12 protein-coding genes are annotated in these 16,140 nt (G+C 67.2%); 7 read left to right on the top strand and 5 right to left on the bottom strand.

The window, feature by feature from the left end:
• Positions 1 to 148: 148 nt before the first annotated feature.
• On the top strand, positions 149 to 1,165 hold the full coding sequence (tri1, locus tag B4M43_RS02040; RefSeq protein ID WP_296263695.1) for an ADP-ribosylarginine hydrolase Tri1: 1,017 nt from the start codon (positions 149 to 151) through the stop codon (positions 1,163 to 1,165).
• 86 nt (positions 1,166 to 1,251) lie between these two features.
• Here the strand turns inward: tri1 and B4M43_RS02035 are convergent, their stop codons facing one another.
• Positions 1,252 to 2,073 (bottom strand): DUF2314 domain-containing protein, encoded by an 822-nt coding sequence (locus B4M43_RS02035; protein ID WP_296263693.1) that lies wholly within the window; start codon positions 2,071 to 2,073, stop codon positions 1,252 to 1,254.
• A gap of 278 nt (positions 2,074 to 2,351) precedes the next feature.
• Here B4M43_RS02035 and B4M43_RS02030 point away from each other — a divergent pair, with 278 nt between their 5' ends.
• Positions 2,352 to 2,801, top strand: a complete 450-nt coding sequence (locus B4M43_RS02030; RefSeq protein WP_296263691.1) for an RcnB family protein — start codon at positions 2,352 to 2,354, stop codon at positions 2,799 to 2,801.
• A gap of 85 nt (positions 2,802 to 2,886) precedes the next feature.
• Here B4M43_RS02030 and B4M43_RS02025 read toward each other — a convergent pair whose 3' ends face one another.
• From B4M43_RS02025 to nirB, 4 genes are all read right to left on the bottom strand, one after another.
• The gene (locus B4M43_RS02025) at positions 2,887 to 3,432 is read right to left on the bottom strand and encodes a hypothetical protein (RefSeq protein WP_296263689.1); all 546 of its coding nucleotides are present in this window, start codon (positions 3,430 to 3,432) and stop codon (positions 2,887 to 2,889) included.
• Between the two features lie 34 nt (positions 3,433 to 3,466).
• Entirely contained in the window at positions 3,467 to 4,528 is a 1,062-nt protein-coding gene (locus B4M43_RS02020) for an ankyrin repeat domain-containing protein (RefSeq protein ID WP_296263687.1), read from the bottom strand.
• A 125-nt stretch (positions 4,529 to 4,653) separates the two neighbouring features.
• On the bottom strand, positions 4,654 to 5,025 hold the full coding sequence (gene nirD, locus B4M43_RS02015) for a nitrite reductase small subunit NirD (RefSeq protein ID WP_296263685.1): 372 nt from the start codon (positions 5,023 to 5,025) through the stop codon (positions 4,654 to 4,656).
• Positions 5,025 to 7,577 (bottom strand): nitrite reductase large subunit NirB, encoded by a 2,553-nt coding sequence (nirB, locus tag B4M43_RS02010; RefSeq protein WP_296263683.1) that lies wholly within the window; start codon positions 7,575 to 7,577, stop codon positions 5,025 to 5,027. Before nirB ends, nirD begins: the two co-directional genes overlap by 1 nt.
• Positions 7,578 to 8,163: 586 nt before the next feature.
• Here nirB and B4M43_RS02005 point away from each other — a divergent pair.
• The 5 genes from B4M43_RS02005 to B4M43_RS01985 all read left to right on the top strand — a co-directional run bounded on the left by B4M43_RS02005 (position 8,164) and on the right by B4M43_RS01985 (position 16,134).
• Complete coding sequence (locus B4M43_RS02005; RefSeq protein WP_296263681.1) at positions 8,164 to 12,387, top strand: bifunctional nitrate reductase/sulfite reductase flavoprotein subunit alpha; 4,224 nt, start codon at positions 8,164 to 8,166, stop codon at positions 12,385 to 12,387.
• Between the two features lie 61 nt (positions 12,388 to 12,448).
• Entirely contained in the window at positions 12,449 to 13,663 is a 1,215-nt protein-coding gene (locus tag B4M43_RS02000) for a CmpA/NrtA family ABC transporter substrate-binding protein (protein ID WP_296263677.1), read from the top strand.
• Positions 13,664 to 14,239, top strand: coding sequence for an ANTAR domain-containing response regulator (locus B4M43_RS01995; RefSeq protein WP_296263674.1), 576 nt, complete (start codon positions 13,664 to 13,666; stop codon positions 14,237 to 14,239).
• Between the two features lie 54 nt (positions 14,240 to 14,293).
• Positions 14,294 to 14,467 carry a hypothetical protein gene (locus B4M43_RS01990; RefSeq protein ID WP_296263671.1) on the top strand — a complete coding sequence of 58 codons (174 nt, stop codon included), beginning with the start codon at positions 14,294 to 14,296 and terminating at the stop codon, positions 14,465 to 14,467.
• A gap of 455 nt (positions 14,468 to 14,922) precedes the next feature.
• Positions 14,923 to 16,134 carry a nitrate/nitrite transporter gene (locus B4M43_RS01985; RefSeq protein ID WP_296263669.1) on the top strand — a complete coding sequence of 404 codons (1,212 nt, stop codon included), beginning with the start codon at positions 14,923 to 14,925 and terminating at the stop codon, positions 16,132 to 16,134.
• Positions 16,135 to 16,140: the final 6 nt, after the last annotated feature.

Raw genomic sequence — 16,140 nt, 5'->3', positions numbered from 1 at the left:
GGACGGCGTTGACCTGGAAAAGATCACCCATCGCCCCCACCTCTCCTGGCATCGGTCGAGCAAACCCCACTCGACACCGACACCTTGCACCGTCCTGGCCTACCCAATGCCACGGCGAATCTGCCACCACCTGCTGGAAAGGACGCCCATGATCGATCTGCGCAGCTCCCAAGACACCTTGGACACTTACGTTTCACGCTATCAGCACTTGCTCCCCAGCGATGCCGACCGCAGCCTTGCCACCCGTGCCTGTACGCTGACCGACGTCCAGGCCCTGGACCGTGCCCAGGGCGCCCTGCTGGGCCTGGCCATCGCCGATGCCGTGGGCACCACGCTGGAGTTCCAGCCCCGCGACCGCGGCCATGTGCAGGACATGGTCGGCGGCGGCCCTTTCCAGCTCAAGCCGGGCGAGTGGACCGACGACACCAGCATGGCCCTGGCGCTGGCCGACACCTACCTCAGCCAAGGTCGCTTCGATTACGCCACCTACGCCGAAGGCCTGCTGCGCTGGTACGAACGCGGCGAAAACAGCGCCAACGGCCGCTGCTTCGACATCGGCAACGCCACCCGCGACGCCTTGCACGGCTGGCAGGCGCAGGGCCGCGACTGGCCTGGCAACCGCGAAGCCTCCAGCGCCGGCAACGGTTCGTTGATCCGCCTGGCGCCCACCGCGATCTTCCACCGCCATTCCATGCCAGCCACCTGGCAGGGCAGCGCGGCGCAGAGCGAGGTCACCCACCGCGCCGAAGAAGCGGTGCAGTGCTGCCAGTTGTTCGGCGCGCAGTTGCACTTGGCCCTGAACGGTGCGGACAAGCACGAAGCGCTGGCGCCTCGGGTCTGCACGCTGTCGGCGCGCCCGTTGCTGATCAATGCCGGTGAGTACAAAGACAAGGTCCGCGAGCAGATCCGCTCGTCCGGGTACGTGATCGACACCCTGGAAGCGGCCCTGTGGGCGGTGTGGCACACGGACAACTTCCGCGACGCGGTGCTGCTGGCCGCCAACCTCGCCGACGATGCCGACAGCGTGGCGGCCACCGCCGGGCAACTGGCCGGTGCGCTGTATGGGGTGTCGGGCATGCCGCCCGAGTGGGTGGCGAAAGTGGCCGGGTCGCAGCGGATTCGGGACTTGGCGACGCAGTTGTTCGAGCGGGCGCCGCAGGGCTGAGGGCCTTGCGTTTTGAATGGCCGGCCTGGCGCAGGGCCCTGCCGTGCGCCAGGTCGTGATCGAGCCGGTCCGCCAGCGGACGTGTATCAGGCCTCGCCGCGCAACAGCCGCGCCACCCGGCTCCACCCGGCCTCCTGCGCCAACTGTGCCGCCGTCTGTCCGCCGTCGGTGCGTGCCGAGGCGTCGGCGCCGTGCTGCAACAGGCTGCGTACCACGAGGTAATTGCCCGCCAGTGCCTGGTGGTGCATCAACAGCCAGCCGGCTTCGTCGGCTTCGGTGATCATGCTGGGGTACTGGCGCAGGCCTTCTTCGACCTTCTCCTGCATGTTCACCGCCATGGGATGGTCTCCTGCGTCCAGCGCTTCGAGCACCTGACGGTCGTAGGGCGTGTCCAGCCCGCGAGACACTACGGCCTCTGCCTGGCCCTCGCCTGCCGGCACCAACCGCACCGTGCCAGGCTCGCCGAAATCCAGGCCCCAGGCCGCATCGTGCTCGGCGCGCTCCTGGTCGGACATCTCGCTGCGCAGCACATCGATGGTGAAACCGCCGCAGACCTCGCCCTGGCTCACGTACATCCAGTCGTTGAGGCTCGAGAACGGCAGCGTCACCCACTCCGACTCGGCGTACTCGGTGATCCATTCCGACGCATTGAGCAGCACGCCACTGATGGACGTGCCGTCGAAGTCGACCTCGCTCAGCCACATGTTTTCGACGCTGGGCGCTTCCGGATCGTCGCTGTCGACCGGGAAGGACATCTTCACCGCCGCCACTTCCAGCGCGGGGATGATGCGCCGCGCCTCCCACGACAATTCGCGCCAGAAGAACCTGAAGGTGGCTTGGGCATTGCTGACGGCGGTCTGGAACGCGGCGCTCTGGCCGTCGGCGGAATAGATGGGGCGGTCGCTCATGGGGGACATCCTTGAGAAGGTTTCGGGTAGCGGACATGGCTTGGAAACGGCCACCGCTGACGTGCCTGGTCTGGTCCATTTTTGGAGCTTGCGCAGGCGGAAAGTTCAACGCGGGTGCAAGGTGCCTTCTGCCTGGGCTTTACCCGTTCTTTACCTCTTGCTGTCGGCAACTGACGCAAAGCCGTGGTCATATTTCCCAAGCCCCCACCGTGCTTCGTTCGCCGCCAGGCAACGAGCCGGACCCAGGCGGCGCCCTTGAACTGTGAAAGGAACATCCGATGAAAAAGAACCTGACTGCGTTGTGCGCAGTGCTGATGCTGGGCATGCCGCTGGCCAGCTTCGCCCAACCGGGCGGCGGGCCGGAAGGTGGTCCGGGCGATCATCGTGGGGGGCCGCAGCAAGGCCGTGCGCAACCGCCTGGCCCACAGCCAGGACACCCGCAGGCCCATCCCAACCGCGCCCAGCCACACCCTGGCCGTGGCGGCCACCCGGCCTACCGCGACGCCCACTTCCGCCCGCAAGCCGGCCTGCCGATCCCACATCAGGAATGGCGGCGCGGGCATGTCGTGGAGCCGCGCTTCCGCGACGACCGCTACTGGGTCACCGACTGGCGCGCACGCCACCTGTCCGCCCCGCCACCCGAGCACCGCTGGCTGCACGTCAATGGCGACTACGTGCTGGTGGCGATTGCCACTGGAGTGATCACCTCCATCCTCACAGGCTACTAGGGTCTGTACGGAAGGTTGCGGTCGGGTGCTGTCGGTGTCCGCTGAGGAAGCGGCAACACCGATGAGCCGCTACCAGCCTTGCGGCTCACACCCTGCACCGATGCGTCAGCTGGGCAACCCAGCGCATGTCGGTGCACGCTTCGCGATTGATCGACCGGGCGGCCTGCGTCAATTCCAGCAGCAGCCCAACCTCTTCATCGAATACGCGGCTTTCGTCGTACTGCTCGTCGGCTTCGTAATGGATCAGATCGATGTTGTCGAGCGACGAACGCAGACCACGCGCCAAGGCTTGCGCATCGCCCTCCACCCGAAAATCCAGCACGTGGATCAGCGCGATGAGCAGGTTCTGTGCCCATGCGCCCTCCTGCGCCGGATAGTCGTCGGTATCGGGTATGCACTGCATGACGTCTGCACGCATACGCCGCTGCGCCTTGCGGTCGTCCGCCAAGGCGCATGCCAGCCCGCGTACGAACACCTGCGTCAGCCGTTGTGCGTACAGGTGGTCGAACGCCTGGACCAGCCTGAGTTGCCGGTGCAGGTAGGCCACAAGGACCAGCACCTTGCGCCACGGATCGAGCGCTACGAACGACGTGCGCAACCGTGGGTGTTCGAGTAGCGACTGCCAGGCCATGACGTCCCTCTTGAGGCATACGAAGGGTGATCGATCACCGGCGATAGGCCGGCTTGCCCAGCGCGACCGGCTGCGGGTTGGCGATGACCCACTCTACGGCCAGCTCGCACAGGCGGTCGCAATACCCGCCCGGGTCGTCACCGCCCTTGAGCGCGGTCGCAAGCCGTTCGGCCTCGGCCACGCTGTGTTCGGGCAAAGGCATGGCGCTGCCCAGGTGCCCCACCAGCGCGCCGAGCATCTTCTTGAAATCGGCGCACCAGTTGGCCGCGCCGTTGCCGTTTATCTCGTCGGCGAGGCGACCGGTGAGGCGAATCACTTCACCCTGCACGGTCTTCGCCGCACCGGCCGATGGCACCAGCAGCTCCCACAGTTGCCGGTGCCGGGCGGGCCAGTCGGTGGCGGTCACGGCGATCGCGGACTTGCCGTCATGGACGAAGCGCGCCGGCACGGGCGGCACATCGAACAGATGGTAGAGGGTAGCGAGCGCCGCATCGGTGGCCGGCACCGACTCGGGGTTGAAGCCGGCGCGGTGAAACTCGAAGGCAAGGCCGATACGCCGGACCTCGGCACGGTCCTCGTCGTCGATGGGCACGCCGGCGTCCAACAGGATGCGCGCGATCTGCGCCATCTCCACGATGTCGCCGTTGGAGGTGGTGGCCAGTGCGAGGTGCATGATGGATTCGCCATTGCGGCCCGGGGCCCGTGTGTCGGCGCCCCGGCGAACCAGGGCCGCGACCGATTCGGCCTTGTGGCTCTGGATTGCCGCGTGCAGCGGCGTGTTGGCGCGCCGATCCCGGGCTTCGATGTCGGCGCCCAGGTCCAGCAACAGGTCGACCCCGCCCATCCAGCTCGAACTGCGGCAGTGCAATGCCGTTCCCAGGTATTCGTCGCGGGCATCGATGTCGGCGCCCTGTGCCACCAGCCAGCGCACCAGCGCGTCGGGGCAGTTGTAGAAGCCGAGGGCGGTGCGTTTGCTGTAGCCACCGGTGGCATCGAGCTGGCAGGTGTCGAACACCGCGATCAACTCGGCGAGCGAGGCGCTTTCCAGCAGTTGGTCGAAATCCTTGGGAAGTGTCTTGCGCTTGCGCGTGGCCATGGCAGCAATCGTCGGGCGGCTGGGAAGGTGTTCCAGCATAGAGAAGCCGAGACCGATTTGCATCGGGCCTCGGCTTGGGCGCCCTTCATGTCGGAGCCGCTACAGCCCGAGGAGCGCGCTGTCCTTCACGCCACCTGGATTTCCACGTCCTCCCCGCGCAGGCGCGCAAGCCAGACCCGCAGCCGCTGCGTCGGCACCTCCACGCACACGCCGTCTTCCAGGCCGAAATGCTGTTTGTACAAGGGTGCGGCGACCACCAGTTTGCCCGCCACACTGCCGATCAGTCCGCGACCGATGACATTGGCCCCCGAACGTGGATCGCGGTTGTCCAAGGCGAACACCCGATCCTCGCCCGGTTCGCCGGGCAGATAGAACAAGGCGACCTGGCTGCCGTCGAGCAGCGCGACCACGCCCGAATGGGCCACCAGGTCGTGGCGCCCGCAAACCCGGCTCCAGCGGCTGCCCGTCTCGACCCGCACTGCATTCGCATCGCCCATCACACCACCTCCGTTGCGTCGATCAAGTTCGTTTCGTCGGCCCGGGCCGGGCGGCGCTGGCCGCGTTCCTGGACGAAGCGCACGTCCGGGTCGGCGCCGCTGGCGTTGACGAAGGTGCGGAAGCGCTTGAGTTTTTCCGGGTCGTTCAGGGCGTTGGCCCACTCGCATTCGTAGCGGTCGACCACCAGTTGCATCTGCGCTTCGAGCTCGCCCGCCAGGCCCAGGCTGTCGTCGATCACCACGGCCTTGAGGTAGTCCAGGCCGCCCTCCAGGCTTTCGCGCCACACCGAGGTGCGTTGCAGCTTGTCGGCGGTGCGGATGTAGAGCATCAGGAAGCGGTCGATGTAGCGGATCAGGGTGTCGTCGTCCAGGTCGGTGGCGAACAGCTCGGCGTGGCGCGGGCGCATGCCGCCGTTGCCGCTGACGTAGAGGTTCCAGCCCTTCTCGGTGGCGATCACGCCCACGTCCTTGCTCTGCGCCTCGGCGCATTCGCGGGTGCAGCCCGAAACGGCGAACTTGAGCTTGTGCGGTGCGCGCAGCCCCTTGTAGCGCTCCTCGATGCGCAGGGCCATCTGCACGCTGTCCTGCACGCCGTAGCGGCACCAGGTCTGGCCCACGCAGCTTTTCACCGTGCGCGTCGACTTGCCGTAGGCATGGCCGGTTTCGAAGCCGGCGGCGATCAGTTCGGCCCAGATGTCCGGCAGTTCGTGCAGTTGTGCGCCGAACAGGTCGATGCGTTGGCCGCCGGTGATCTTGGTGTAGAGGTCGTATTTCTTGGCGACCGCGCCGATGGCGATCAGGCCGTCGGGGGTGATTTCACCGCCGGGGATGCGCGGCACCACCGAGTAGGTGCCGTTCTTCTGCATGTTGGCCATGAAGGTGTCGTTGGTGTCCTGCAGCGGCACCAGCCAGGGCTCCATGATCGGCCGGTTCCAGCACGACGCCAGGATCGAGCCGACCACGGGCTTGCAGATGTCGCAGCCCAGATGGCCCTTGCCGTGGCGGGCCAGCAACTGGTCGAAGGTCTCGATGCGCTCGACGCGCACCAACGAGTACAGCGCTTGCCGGGTATGGGCGAAGTGTTCGCACAGGCTCTTGTCGACCGTGACGCCACGGGCCGTGAGTTCATGCTCGAACACCTGCTTGAGCAGGCCTGCGCAGCCGCCGCAGCCGGTGCCGGCCTTGGTCTGGCATTTGATACCGGCAAGGTCGGCGCAGCCGCCGTCGATGGCTTTGCAGATCGCGCCCTTGCTGACGTTGTGGCACGAGCAGACGGTGGCGGTGGCGGGCAACGCATCCACCCCCAACGCCGGCGCCGCTTCGCCCTGGGGCAGGATCAGCGACGCAGGGTCGGCGGGCAGCGCGAGGCCGTTCTGGATGTATTGCAGCAGGGTGTCATAGTAGCTGTTGTCGCCCACCAGCACGGCGCCGATGGCCCGTTTGCCGTCGGCGGAGACCACCAGGCGCCGGTAGCTGGCGGTGGCTTCGTCGATGAAGCGGTAGCTGCGCGCGCCTTCGCTGGCGCCCTGCGCATCGCCGATGGAGCCGACGTCTACGCCCAGCAGCTTGAGCTTGGTGGACATGTCGGCACCGGCGAACGAGGCGCTTTCCAGCCCGCAGAGCTGCGCAGCCACGCTGCGGGCCATCTGGTAACCCGGCGCCACCAGGCCGAACACGCTGCCGTTCCAGGCCGCGCACTCGCCAATGGCGGAAATGTGCGGGTCGCTGCTGCGGCATCCGCCGTCGATGGCGATGCCGCCACGGGCGCCCAGTTCCAGGCCACAGGCTTTACCCAGCGCGTCTTGCGGGCGGATGCCGGCCGAGAACACCACCAAGTCGGTTTCGAGAAAGGCTTCGTCCGCGAAATTCATGCGGAAACGGTAGTGCTCGCCGGGGGTGATCGACTGGGTGCCGCGAGACAGGTGCACCTGCACGCCCAGCGCCTCGATGCGTGCCTTGAGCGCCACCCCGCCCGCCTCGTCCAACTGCACCGGCATCAGACGCGGCGCGAATTCCACCACGTGGGCCTCCAGGCCCAGGCTGCGCAGTGCGTTGGCCGCTTCCAGCCCGAGCAGCCCGCCGCCGACCACCACGCCGCGCCGGGCGTTGCCGGCGGCGACGCGTATAGTGTCGAGGTCGGCCAGGGTGCGGTAGACCAGACGCGAATCGCCGGCCGCGCCCTCGATGGGCGGTACGAAGGGGTAGGAGCCGGTGGCCATGACCAGGTGCGCGTAGGGCACGCAACCGCGGGCGGTGATCACCTCCTGGCGCGCCCGGTCGATCTCCAGCACCGGGACGCCCAGGTGCAGGGTCACGCCGCCACGCTGGTAGAGCGCGGCATCGCCCAGCGCCAGGGATTCGGCGTCGCGGCCGCCGAAGTATTCGGACAGGTGCACGCGGTCGTAGGCGCGCAGCGGTTCCTCGCTGAATACGTGGATGCGGTAGCGGCTCAACGCCCCACCTTCCACCAACTGCTCGACGCAATGGTGGCCGACCATGCCGTTGCCGATTACCACGAGGTTTTGCAGATCACTCGCCAATTCGCTGTTCATGGGGCACCTCTCGAGGCCGATCCGGTTGTTTCGAAGCAAAAAAAAACGCCTGGAACCCGAAGGTCCCAGGCGCCATTGCCTGTTCTCGCTGCCGGCCCGTGGGCCCGACGCAGTCATTGTTCCTTGGGCCGGTTGAGGCCGTTCGATCGCCATTGATCGACAAGGGGCCCGCCGATACTGCGCAGCGGTTGCCTGACCTCTATGCAGCGGTTGTGCCACAAATCCGCAAAGCTGCCTGTGAAGCCCACTGCCGGGGCTTGCGCGCAATTCCATCGGGCATCGACCCCGGCGCTCGCCACGTTCCAAAACGGTGCAAACCTGCCAAGGCCGCCCCAACGCGAGGCGCCGACGACGACCTGCGCGCACTTCGTCTGCCAGCCTGTTGGGACGCCAACCCACTGCAATACGGTGTCTGCCTGCACATCGCTTCCGTGTTGGCCCAGCCATTGCTACACCTATACAAACGCCGTCAACGACGATGGCCGTCCATTCAGGCAACACCTCACGACAAAGGCGCCGTGCAGCTTCCGTTGAAAAACGCTGAAGCCGCAGGGCGCCTTTGTCGTTTGCGCACGAGAGCACCGCCATGACCGACACCCTTCATTCGCCCGGCAAGACCGTACGCAGCGTATGCCCTTACTGTGGGGTGGGCTGCGGCATCGTCATGCAGGTGGAACACGACCTGATCGTCAAAGTCTCGGGCGACAAGCAGCACCCCAGCAACGCCGGTCGCCTGTGCACCAAAGGCAGCACCTGCGCCGTGCCGGTGGCCGACGCCGGGCGCATGAAGCATGCCTTCGTGCGCGAGGAGCGCAGCCGCGACCCGGTGCGCGTCGGCATCGACCAGGCGATCCAGGCCACGGCCAGCCGCCTGCGCGGCATCATCGACGAACATGGCGCCGATGCCTTCGCCCTGTACGTCAGCGGGCAGATGTCGCTGGAGGCGCAGTACCTGGCCAACAAGCTGACCAAAGGCTTCATCGGCAGCCGGCATATCGAATCCAATTCACGCCTGTGCATGGCCAGCGCCGGCAGCGGCTACAAGCTGTCGCTGGGCGCCGACGGCCCGCCCGGCGCCTACGACGACTTCGAGCACAGCGATGTGTTTCTGGTGATCGGCGCGAACATGGCCGACTGCCATCCGGTGCTGTTCCTGCGCTTGCTCGACCGGCTCAAGGCCGGGGCCAAGCTGATCGTCGTCGATCCACGGCGCACCGCCACCGCGGACAAGGCCGACCTGTACCTGCCCATCGCCCCCGGCACCGACCTGGCCCTGCTCAACGGCCTGCTGCACCTGCTGGTGAAAAGCGGCCTGACCGACCCCGCCTTCATCGCCGACTTCACCGAAGGCTGGGAGGTGATGGAAGATTTCCTGGAGGCCTACACCCCCGAGCATGTCGCGCAGGTCACGGGCCTGGCCGAAGCCGACATCCGCACCACGGCGCGCTGGATCGGCGAGGCGGCGAACTGGATGAGCTGCTGGACCATGGGCCTGAACCAGAGCGTGCAAGGCACCTGGCACACCAACGCGCTGTGCAACCTGCACCTGGCCACCGGCGCCATCTGCCGCACCGGCAGCGGCCCGTTCTCGCTGACCGGCCAGCCCAACGCCATGGGCGGTCGCGAAATGGGCTACATGGGGCCGGGCCTGCCGGGCCAGCGCTCGGCCCTGGTCGCCGAAGACCGCGCCTTCATCGAGCAGCTGTGGGGTATGGATGCGGGCAGCCTGCGCGCCGAAGGCGGCAATGGCACGGTGGACATGTTCCAGGCCATGGCGACGGGCAGCATCAAGGCCTGCTGGATCGTCTGCACCAACCCGGTGGCCAGCGTGCCCAACCGCCAGCAGGTGATCGACGGGCTGCGCCAGGTCGAGCTGGTGATCACCCAAGAAGCTTTCCTCGACACCGAAACCAACCGTTACGCCGACATTCTGCTGCCCGGCGCGCTGTGGGCCGAAGCCGAAGGCGTGATGATCAACTCCGAGCGCAACCTGACCCTGACCCAGCAGGCCGTGCCGCCGCCGGGCGAGGCCTTGCCGGACTGGCAGATCATCGCCCGGGTCGCCTGCGCCATGGGCTATGCCGAGGCATTCGGCTACACCGACGCGGCGCAGATCTTCGAGGAAATCAAGCGCACGGCCAACCCCAAGACCGGCTACGACCTGCGCGGCGCCAGCCATGCGCGCCTGCGCGAACAGCCGTTGCAATGGCCCTGCGCTACGGCGGACGCGGCGGTGCGCAATCCGATCCGCTACCTGCGGGGTGAACCCACGACCGAGCGCCCCGCGATCGTATTCCCCACCGCCAGCGGCAAGGCGCAGTTCTTCGCCCGGCCGCACCTGCCACCTGCCGAATTGCCCGACGACGAATTTCCCTTGGTGCTCAACACCGGCCGCGTGCAGCACCAGTGGCACACCCTGACCAAGACCGGCAAGGTGCCGGTGCTGAACCGCCTCAACCCTGGGCCCTTCGTCGAGGTCCACCCCATCGATGCCGAGCGCTTGGGCATCGTGCCAGGCAAGCCGGTGCAGGTGCGCTCGCGACGGGGGGCGGCGGTGCTGCCGGCAGTGGTCAGCGACCGGGTACGACCGGGGAACTGCTTTGCGCCGTTTCACTGGAACGATGTGTTCGGCGAAGGGTTGGCGGTCAATGCCGTGACCTGCGATGCGGTCGATCCGCTGTCGTTGCAGCCGGCGTTCAAGTATTGCGCGGTGGCGTTGCAGGCGGTGGCTGGGGCTGAGGTAGGCGCGGAGTCGAATGTCGGACGGCAGGCAGCCTCTTTCGCCGAACGGGAAACGGCTCCGCTGGCAGGCCAGGAAGCGGGATCGCTTGGCGGGCAGATCGCGGCGGCCCTGGCTGGAAAGGCGGCAACGACGCCCATTGGGGGGGAAGCGGCTCCCCTGGCAGAACCTGTCTCCCAGGCGTTCGCCCCAGAGCGGATCGAAGGTATCGCGCAGCTGCTGAACCTGCACGATGCGGCCCCGCCGACCTTGAGCGCCGACCAACAGCTGTACATGCGCGGTTATCTGCTGGGCCTGCGTAGCGCTCAAGGCGCGCAAGCAGGCGTACCGACCCTGCCCGAGCAGGCGCCCTTCGACGCGCGACAGCGTTTGTTGCTCGAGGGTGTGCTGGCGGGCGTGTTCTCCCGTGCAAACGAGCCAACCGCTGGCATGCCCGCCCAGCCGCCCAGCGCCGAATGGCTGGTGCTCTGGGCCTCGCAGACAGGCAATGGCGAACAGCTCGCCGCCCTGTGTGCGCAGCGCCTAGGCAGCGCCGGCCAGCGCACCCGCGTGCAGGGCATGGACAGCGTCGAACTGGACCAGCTACGCAGCGCCACCGGCGTCCTGCTGGTCGCCAGCACTTTTGGCGACGGCGACCCGCCGGACAATGCCGTCGCGTTCTGGCAGACACTGGAGGGCGCCGACCCCGACAGCCTGCGCCACAGCCGCTTCGGCGTGCTGGCGCTGGGCGATTCCAGCTACCGGCAGTTCTGCGGTTTCGGACGCAAGCTCGACGAACGCCTGGCAGCCCTGGGCGCCGAGCGCATCCAGCCACGCCTGGAGTGCGAGCCGGACTATGAAGCCCCCGCCGAACGCTGGCTGGTCGAGCTGTGCGGCAAGCTAAGCACCGGTGCGTCGCAGGTGGCGGTCGCACCCCAGCCGCCCTCCCCCGTGCCGGCCGATGCCAACCGCAACCCTCACACCCGCACCCAGCCGCTGCGCACCCGACTGCTGAGTAATCGCCTGCTCAACGGCGAAGGCGCCAAGAAGGAAACCCGTCACCTGTCGTTCGACCTGGCCGGCCACCCCTTCCCCTACCGTGCCGGCGATGCACTGGGCGTCTGGCCCGTCAATGCGCCCGAGTTGGTGGAGGAAGTGCTGAACACCATCGGCCTGGACGGCGACACTGAGGTGCAACTCGACAAGCAGCCGCCCATGCTTTTGCGTGTCGCGCTGAGCGAGCACCTGGAAATCGCCCGCATCGGCCCGGACCTGTTGCGCCGGGTGGCGGCCCAGCACGGCAACGAGCGGCTGCGCGACCTGCTTGAAGAGGACCAGCACGCCGCTTTGCAGGAGTGGTTGTGGGGGCAGCAGCTGCCCACGCTGCTCCGTGAATTTCCCTTGCGGTTGGACGCCGAACACTGGGTGCGCCTGCTCAAACCGCTGCAACCGCGGCTGTATTCGATCAGTTCCAGCCCGGCTCTCACCCCTGACGAAGTGCACCTGACCGTCGCCACCGTGCGCTACCGACACGGCGATCAAACGCGTGGCGGCGTGTGCTCGACCTTCCTGGCCGACCGCGCCAGCGAACACGGCGTGCGCATCTACCTGCAACCTTCCACACACTTCCATGTGCCGGAGAATCCCGACACGCCGCTGATCATGATCGGGCCTGGCACCGGTATTGCACCGTTTCGTGCGTTCCTGCAGGAACGGCAGGCGCAGGGCGCCGGGCGCAACTGGCTGTTCTTCGGCGAGCAGCGCGCGCGCACCGACTTCCACTACCGCGAAGAGCTGCGCGACTGGCAGCGCAACGGCGTGTTGCAGCGGCTGGACACCGCCTTCTCCCGCGACCAGGACGAGAAGGTCTACGTGCAGCACCGCATGCTCGAAGCCGGTGCCGAGCTGTGGCAATGGCTGGAGCAAGGCGCGCATGTCTGCGTGTGTGGCGATGCCGCACGCATGGCCAAGGACGTCGATGCCGCGCTCAAGACCATCGTGCAGCGCCACGGCAGGATGAGCGCCGCTGCGGCCACGCTCTACGTCAGCGACATGAGCAAAGCGCGCCGATACCTGCGCGACGTGTATTGAACACCGGTAGGCGCAGGCCGGCCTGCGCTTCTACGACCCCTTACGGATCGGGAACCACAACGTGAGCGACACCCGCAACGACCTTGTCCCACGCCAGCCCCTGGCCTGGGTCGCCGGCAGCGACGCCCCGGAAAAGCGCGTGCTGAACATCGGCTTCATGCCGCTCAGCGATGCCGCCTCCGTCGTGGTCGCCGCCACCCAGGGCTTCGCCCAACCCTATGGTCTGACCCTCAACCTGCGCCGGCAAACGTCCTGGGCCGGGGTCGCCGACAAGCTGTCGAGCGGCGAGCTGGATGCGGCGCATGCCCTGTACGGCATGGTCTACGCCATCGAACTCGGCCTGGGCGGCGCACCGGCCACCGACATGGCCGTGCTGATGGGGCTGAACCAGAACGGCCAGAGCATCAACCTGTCGCAAGCGCTCAAGGAAGCCGGCATCACACGCCCCGCCGCCCTCGGCCAGCGCGCCGCAAGGGGCGAGAAGCTCACCTTCGCCCACACCTTCCCCACCGGCAGCCACGCGCTGTGGCTGTACTACTGGCTCGCCAGCCAGGGCATCCATCCCTTGCACGACGTGAACAGCGTGGTGGTGCCGCCGCCGCAAATGCTCGCGCACTTGCAGGCCGCCCGCATCGACGGCTTCTGCGCGGGCGAGCCGTGGAGCGCCCACGCCGTGGCGCTCGGCCAGGGCTGCACGGTGGCCACCAGCCAGTCGATCTGGCCCGACCACCCGGAAAAGGTGCTGGCCTGCACGCGGGCGTTCGTCGAGCAGTATCCCAACACCGCCCGCGCCCTGCTGATGGCGGTGCTGGAGGCCAGCCGCTTCATCGAGGCCAGCCCGGAGAACCGCCGCAGCACCGCGCACCTGATGAGCGGCCGCGACTACCTCGACGTGCCGCTGGCCAGCATCGAGCCACGCTTCATGGGCCTGTACGACGATGGCCTGGGCAACCAGTGGCAGGACGACCACCCGCTGAGCTTCCACAACCACGGGGCGGCGAACGTTCCCTACCTTTCCGACGGCATGTGGTTCATGACCCAGTTCCGTCGCTGGGGCCTGCTGCGCGACGACCCGGACTACCTCGCCGTGGCTCGCAGGGTGCAACGGCTCGACCTGTACAGCGAGGCCGCGGGCGCGGTGGACATCGCCGTACCCGCCAGCCCCCTGCGCCACTCGCAATTGCTGGACGGCACAGTCTGGGACGGCACCGACCCCGCCGCCTACGCCCGCGGCTTCGCCCTGCACGCCCGGCACGACCGGGCACCGGAGGCCTAGATGCTGCGCATCCTGCTGATCAACGACACCTCGCGCACGGGCGGTCGCCTGCGTAGCGCGCTGAGCGAAGCGGGCTTCGAAGTCATCGACGAGTCGGGCCTGACCATCGACCTGCCTGCACGGGTCGAAGCGGTGCGTCCGGACGTGGTACTGATCGACACCGAGTCCCCCAGCCGCGACGTGATGGAGCAGGTGGTCATCGTGACCCGCGACCAGCCGCGGCCCATCGTCATGTTCACCGACGAGCACGATCCGGGGGTGATGCGCCAGGCGATCAAGGCGGGCGTCAGCGCCTATATCGTCGAGGGCATCCACGCCCAGCGCCTGCAACCGATCATGGACGTGGCCATGGCGCGCTTCGAAAGCGACCAGGTGCTGCGCTCGCAGCTTCACGCCCGCGACCAGCAACTGGCCGAGCGCAAACGCATCGAGCTGGCCAAGGGCATGCTGATGAAGATGAAGCACTGCGGCGAGGAAGAGGCCTATACGCTGATGCGGCGCCAGGCCATGAGCCGGCAGCAGAAGTTGATTCAGGTGGCCGAGCAGATCATTGCGATGAACGAGTTGTTGACTTGAATGGGGATGGTAGTTGGCGGTTGGCGGTGCACCAGGATGCGGCACCGGTGGCTCATGAGCGTGCAGTTCGATCGCTTCAAGGGGCGTGTGGGATTGCCTTGTCGGTTGAAACAATCCTATCTGGAAAAATTCGAGACCCTTATTACTTGGCAATCAGCGAACCTGCTTGGCTTAGGCCGTGAAGGTTTCAACACCGAGCCAACGGCAGGCCCGGCCCTGCGCGGCTAAAGCCGCTCCCACAGGGAATTGCAAAACCTATGGGAGCGGTCGGTTCGGCACTCCAAATCAGCCGCGAAGCGCAGCGCAGCTACCCCAATCCAACCCCTACCGCTCTCACCCGCACACCAATACCCCTGTAGGAGCGGCTTCAGCCGCGATGGGCGGCTAATCGGAGCGCCGAACCGACCGCCCCCACAGAGAAGGTGTATCCCTTGGCGTCAGCAGTGATCTGTAACGGCCGGCTTATCGCTCCCATAGGTTTGGCACACAACCTGCTTCTACCTTGCCACAGGCAACCAACGGCGGTTGCCCACCCCGACAAAGACGTCGCATGCCCGTTCGCGAAAGCGGATTCGGCATGGCGACGTCTTTGCGTTTCTGGCCTTGCGCCAGGAGGCGGTGGAGCAGCCGTGAGGGCTCGCCCACCTGCAAGCACACAACCCTTTTGCAGATGAGGTGCTGGAATGAACAAGAGCTTCTGGAAAGCCGGACACACCCCCACGCTATTCGCCGCGTTCCTGTACTTCGACCTGAGCTTCATGGTCTGGTACCTGCTCGGCCCCATGGCGGTGCAGATCGCCACCGACCTGCAACTGACAACCCAGCAACGCGGCTTCATGGTCGCCACGCCCATTCTGGCCGGAGCGATCCTGCGCTTCGTCATGGGCATGCTGGCCGACCAGCTGTCGCCGAAAACGGCCGGCGTCATCGGCCAGGTGATCGTCATCGTCTCGCTGCTCACAGCCTGGCAGCTCGGCATCCACAGCTACCAGCAAGCGCTGCTGCTCGGCGTGTGCCTGGGCATGGCCGGCGCCTCGTTCGCGGTGGCGTTGCCGCTGGCCTCGCAGTGGTACCCCGCCGAGCACCAGGGCAAGGCCATGGGCATCGCCGGCGCCGGCAACTCCGGCACCGTGCTGGCCGCCCTGGCCGCGCCGGTGCTGGCCGCCGCCTTCGGCTGGACCCAGGTGTTCGGATTGGCGTTGATCCCGTTGGTGTTGACGCTGATCGTATTCGCCGTACTGGCGAAGAACGCCCCCAACCGCAGCAAACCCAAATCCATGGCCGACTACTTCAAGGCCCTGGCCGACCGCGACAGCTGGTGGTTCATGTTCTTCTACAGCGTCACCTTCGGCGGCTTCATCGGCCTGGCCAGCGCCCTGCCCGGCTACTTCCACGACCAGTACGGCCTGAGCCCGGTGACCGCCGGCTACTACACCGCCGCCTGCGTGTTCGGCGGCAGCCTGATGCGCCCCCTGGGCGGCGCGCTGGCGGACCGCTTCGGCGGCATCCGCACACTGCTCGGCATGTACGCCGTGGCGGCCGTGTGCATCGCCACGGTGGGCATGCACTTGTCCAGCTCCATCGCCGCCCTGGCGCTGTTCGTCAGCGCCATGCTCGGCCTGGGCGCGGGCAACGGCGCGGTGTTCCAACTGGTGCCGCAGCGCTTCAACCGGGAACTCGGCGTGATGACCGGCCTGATCGGCATGGCCGGCGGCATCGGCGGCTTCCTGCTGGCAGCGGGCCTGGGCGCGATCAAGCAGAGCACCGGCGACTACCAATTGGGCCTGTGGCTGTTCGCCAGCCTCGGCGTGGTCGCCTGGTTCGGGCTGTGCGCCGTCAAGCGCCGCTGGAGGACCACCTGGGGCTCGGCGGCTTTCACCGCTGCGCGGGTCTGAGCCGCC

It is taken from the genome of Pseudomonas sp. UBA6562 (genome assembly GCF_002434265.1).
GTDB lineage: Bacteria > Pseudomonadota > Gammaproteobacteria > Pseudomonadales > Pseudomonadaceae > Aquipseudomonas.
The sequence above is the reverse complement of the archived record's forward strand: the minus strand, read 5'-3'. Positions and strand labels throughout refer to the sequence as shown.

Excerpts from the sequence above, each read along its gene's own strand:
- tri1 (WP_296263695.1), top strand. The coding sequence starts at position 149 with ATGATCGATCTGCGCAGCTCCCAAGACACCTTGGACACTTACGTTTCA.
- B4M43_RS02035 (WP_296263693.1), bottom strand. The coding sequence starts at position 2,073 with ATGAGCGACCGCCCCATCTATTCCGCCGACGGCCAGAGCGCCGCGTTC.
- B4M43_RS01985 (WP_296263669.1), top strand. The coding sequence starts at position 14,923 with ATGAACAAGAGCTTCTGGAAAGCCGGACACACCCCCACGCTATTCGCC.
- nirB (WP_296263683.1), bottom strand. The coding sequence starts at position 7,577 with ATGAACAGCGAATTGGCGAGTGATCTGCAAAACCTCGTGGTAATCGGC.
- nirD (WP_296263685.1), bottom strand. The coding sequence starts at position 5,025 with ATGGGCGATGCGAATGCAGTGCGGGTCGAGACGGGCAGCCGCTGGAGC.
- B4M43_RS02025 (WP_296263689.1), bottom strand. The coding sequence starts at position 3,432 with ATGGCCTGGCAGTCGCTACTCGAACACCCACGGTTGCGCACGTCGTTC.
- B4M43_RS02030 (WP_296263691.1), top strand. The coding sequence starts at position 2,352 with ATGAAAAAGAACCTGACTGCGTTGTGCGCAGTGCTGATGCTGGGCATG.
- B4M43_RS01990 (WP_296263671.1), top strand. The coding sequence starts at position 14,294 with ATGAGCGTGCAGTTCGATCGCTTCAAGGGGCGTGTGGGATTGCCTTGT.
- B4M43_RS01995 (WP_296263674.1), top strand. The coding sequence starts at position 13,664 with ATGCTGCGCATCCTGCTGATCAACGACACCTCGCGCACGGGCGGTCGC.
- B4M43_RS02005 (WP_296263681.1), top strand. The coding sequence starts at position 8,164 with ATGACCGACACCCTTCATTCGCCCGGCAAGACCGTACGCAGCGTATGC.
- B4M43_RS02020 (WP_296263687.1), bottom strand. The coding sequence starts at position 4,528 with ATGGCCACGCGCAAGCGCAAGACACTTCCCAAGGATTTCGACCAACTG.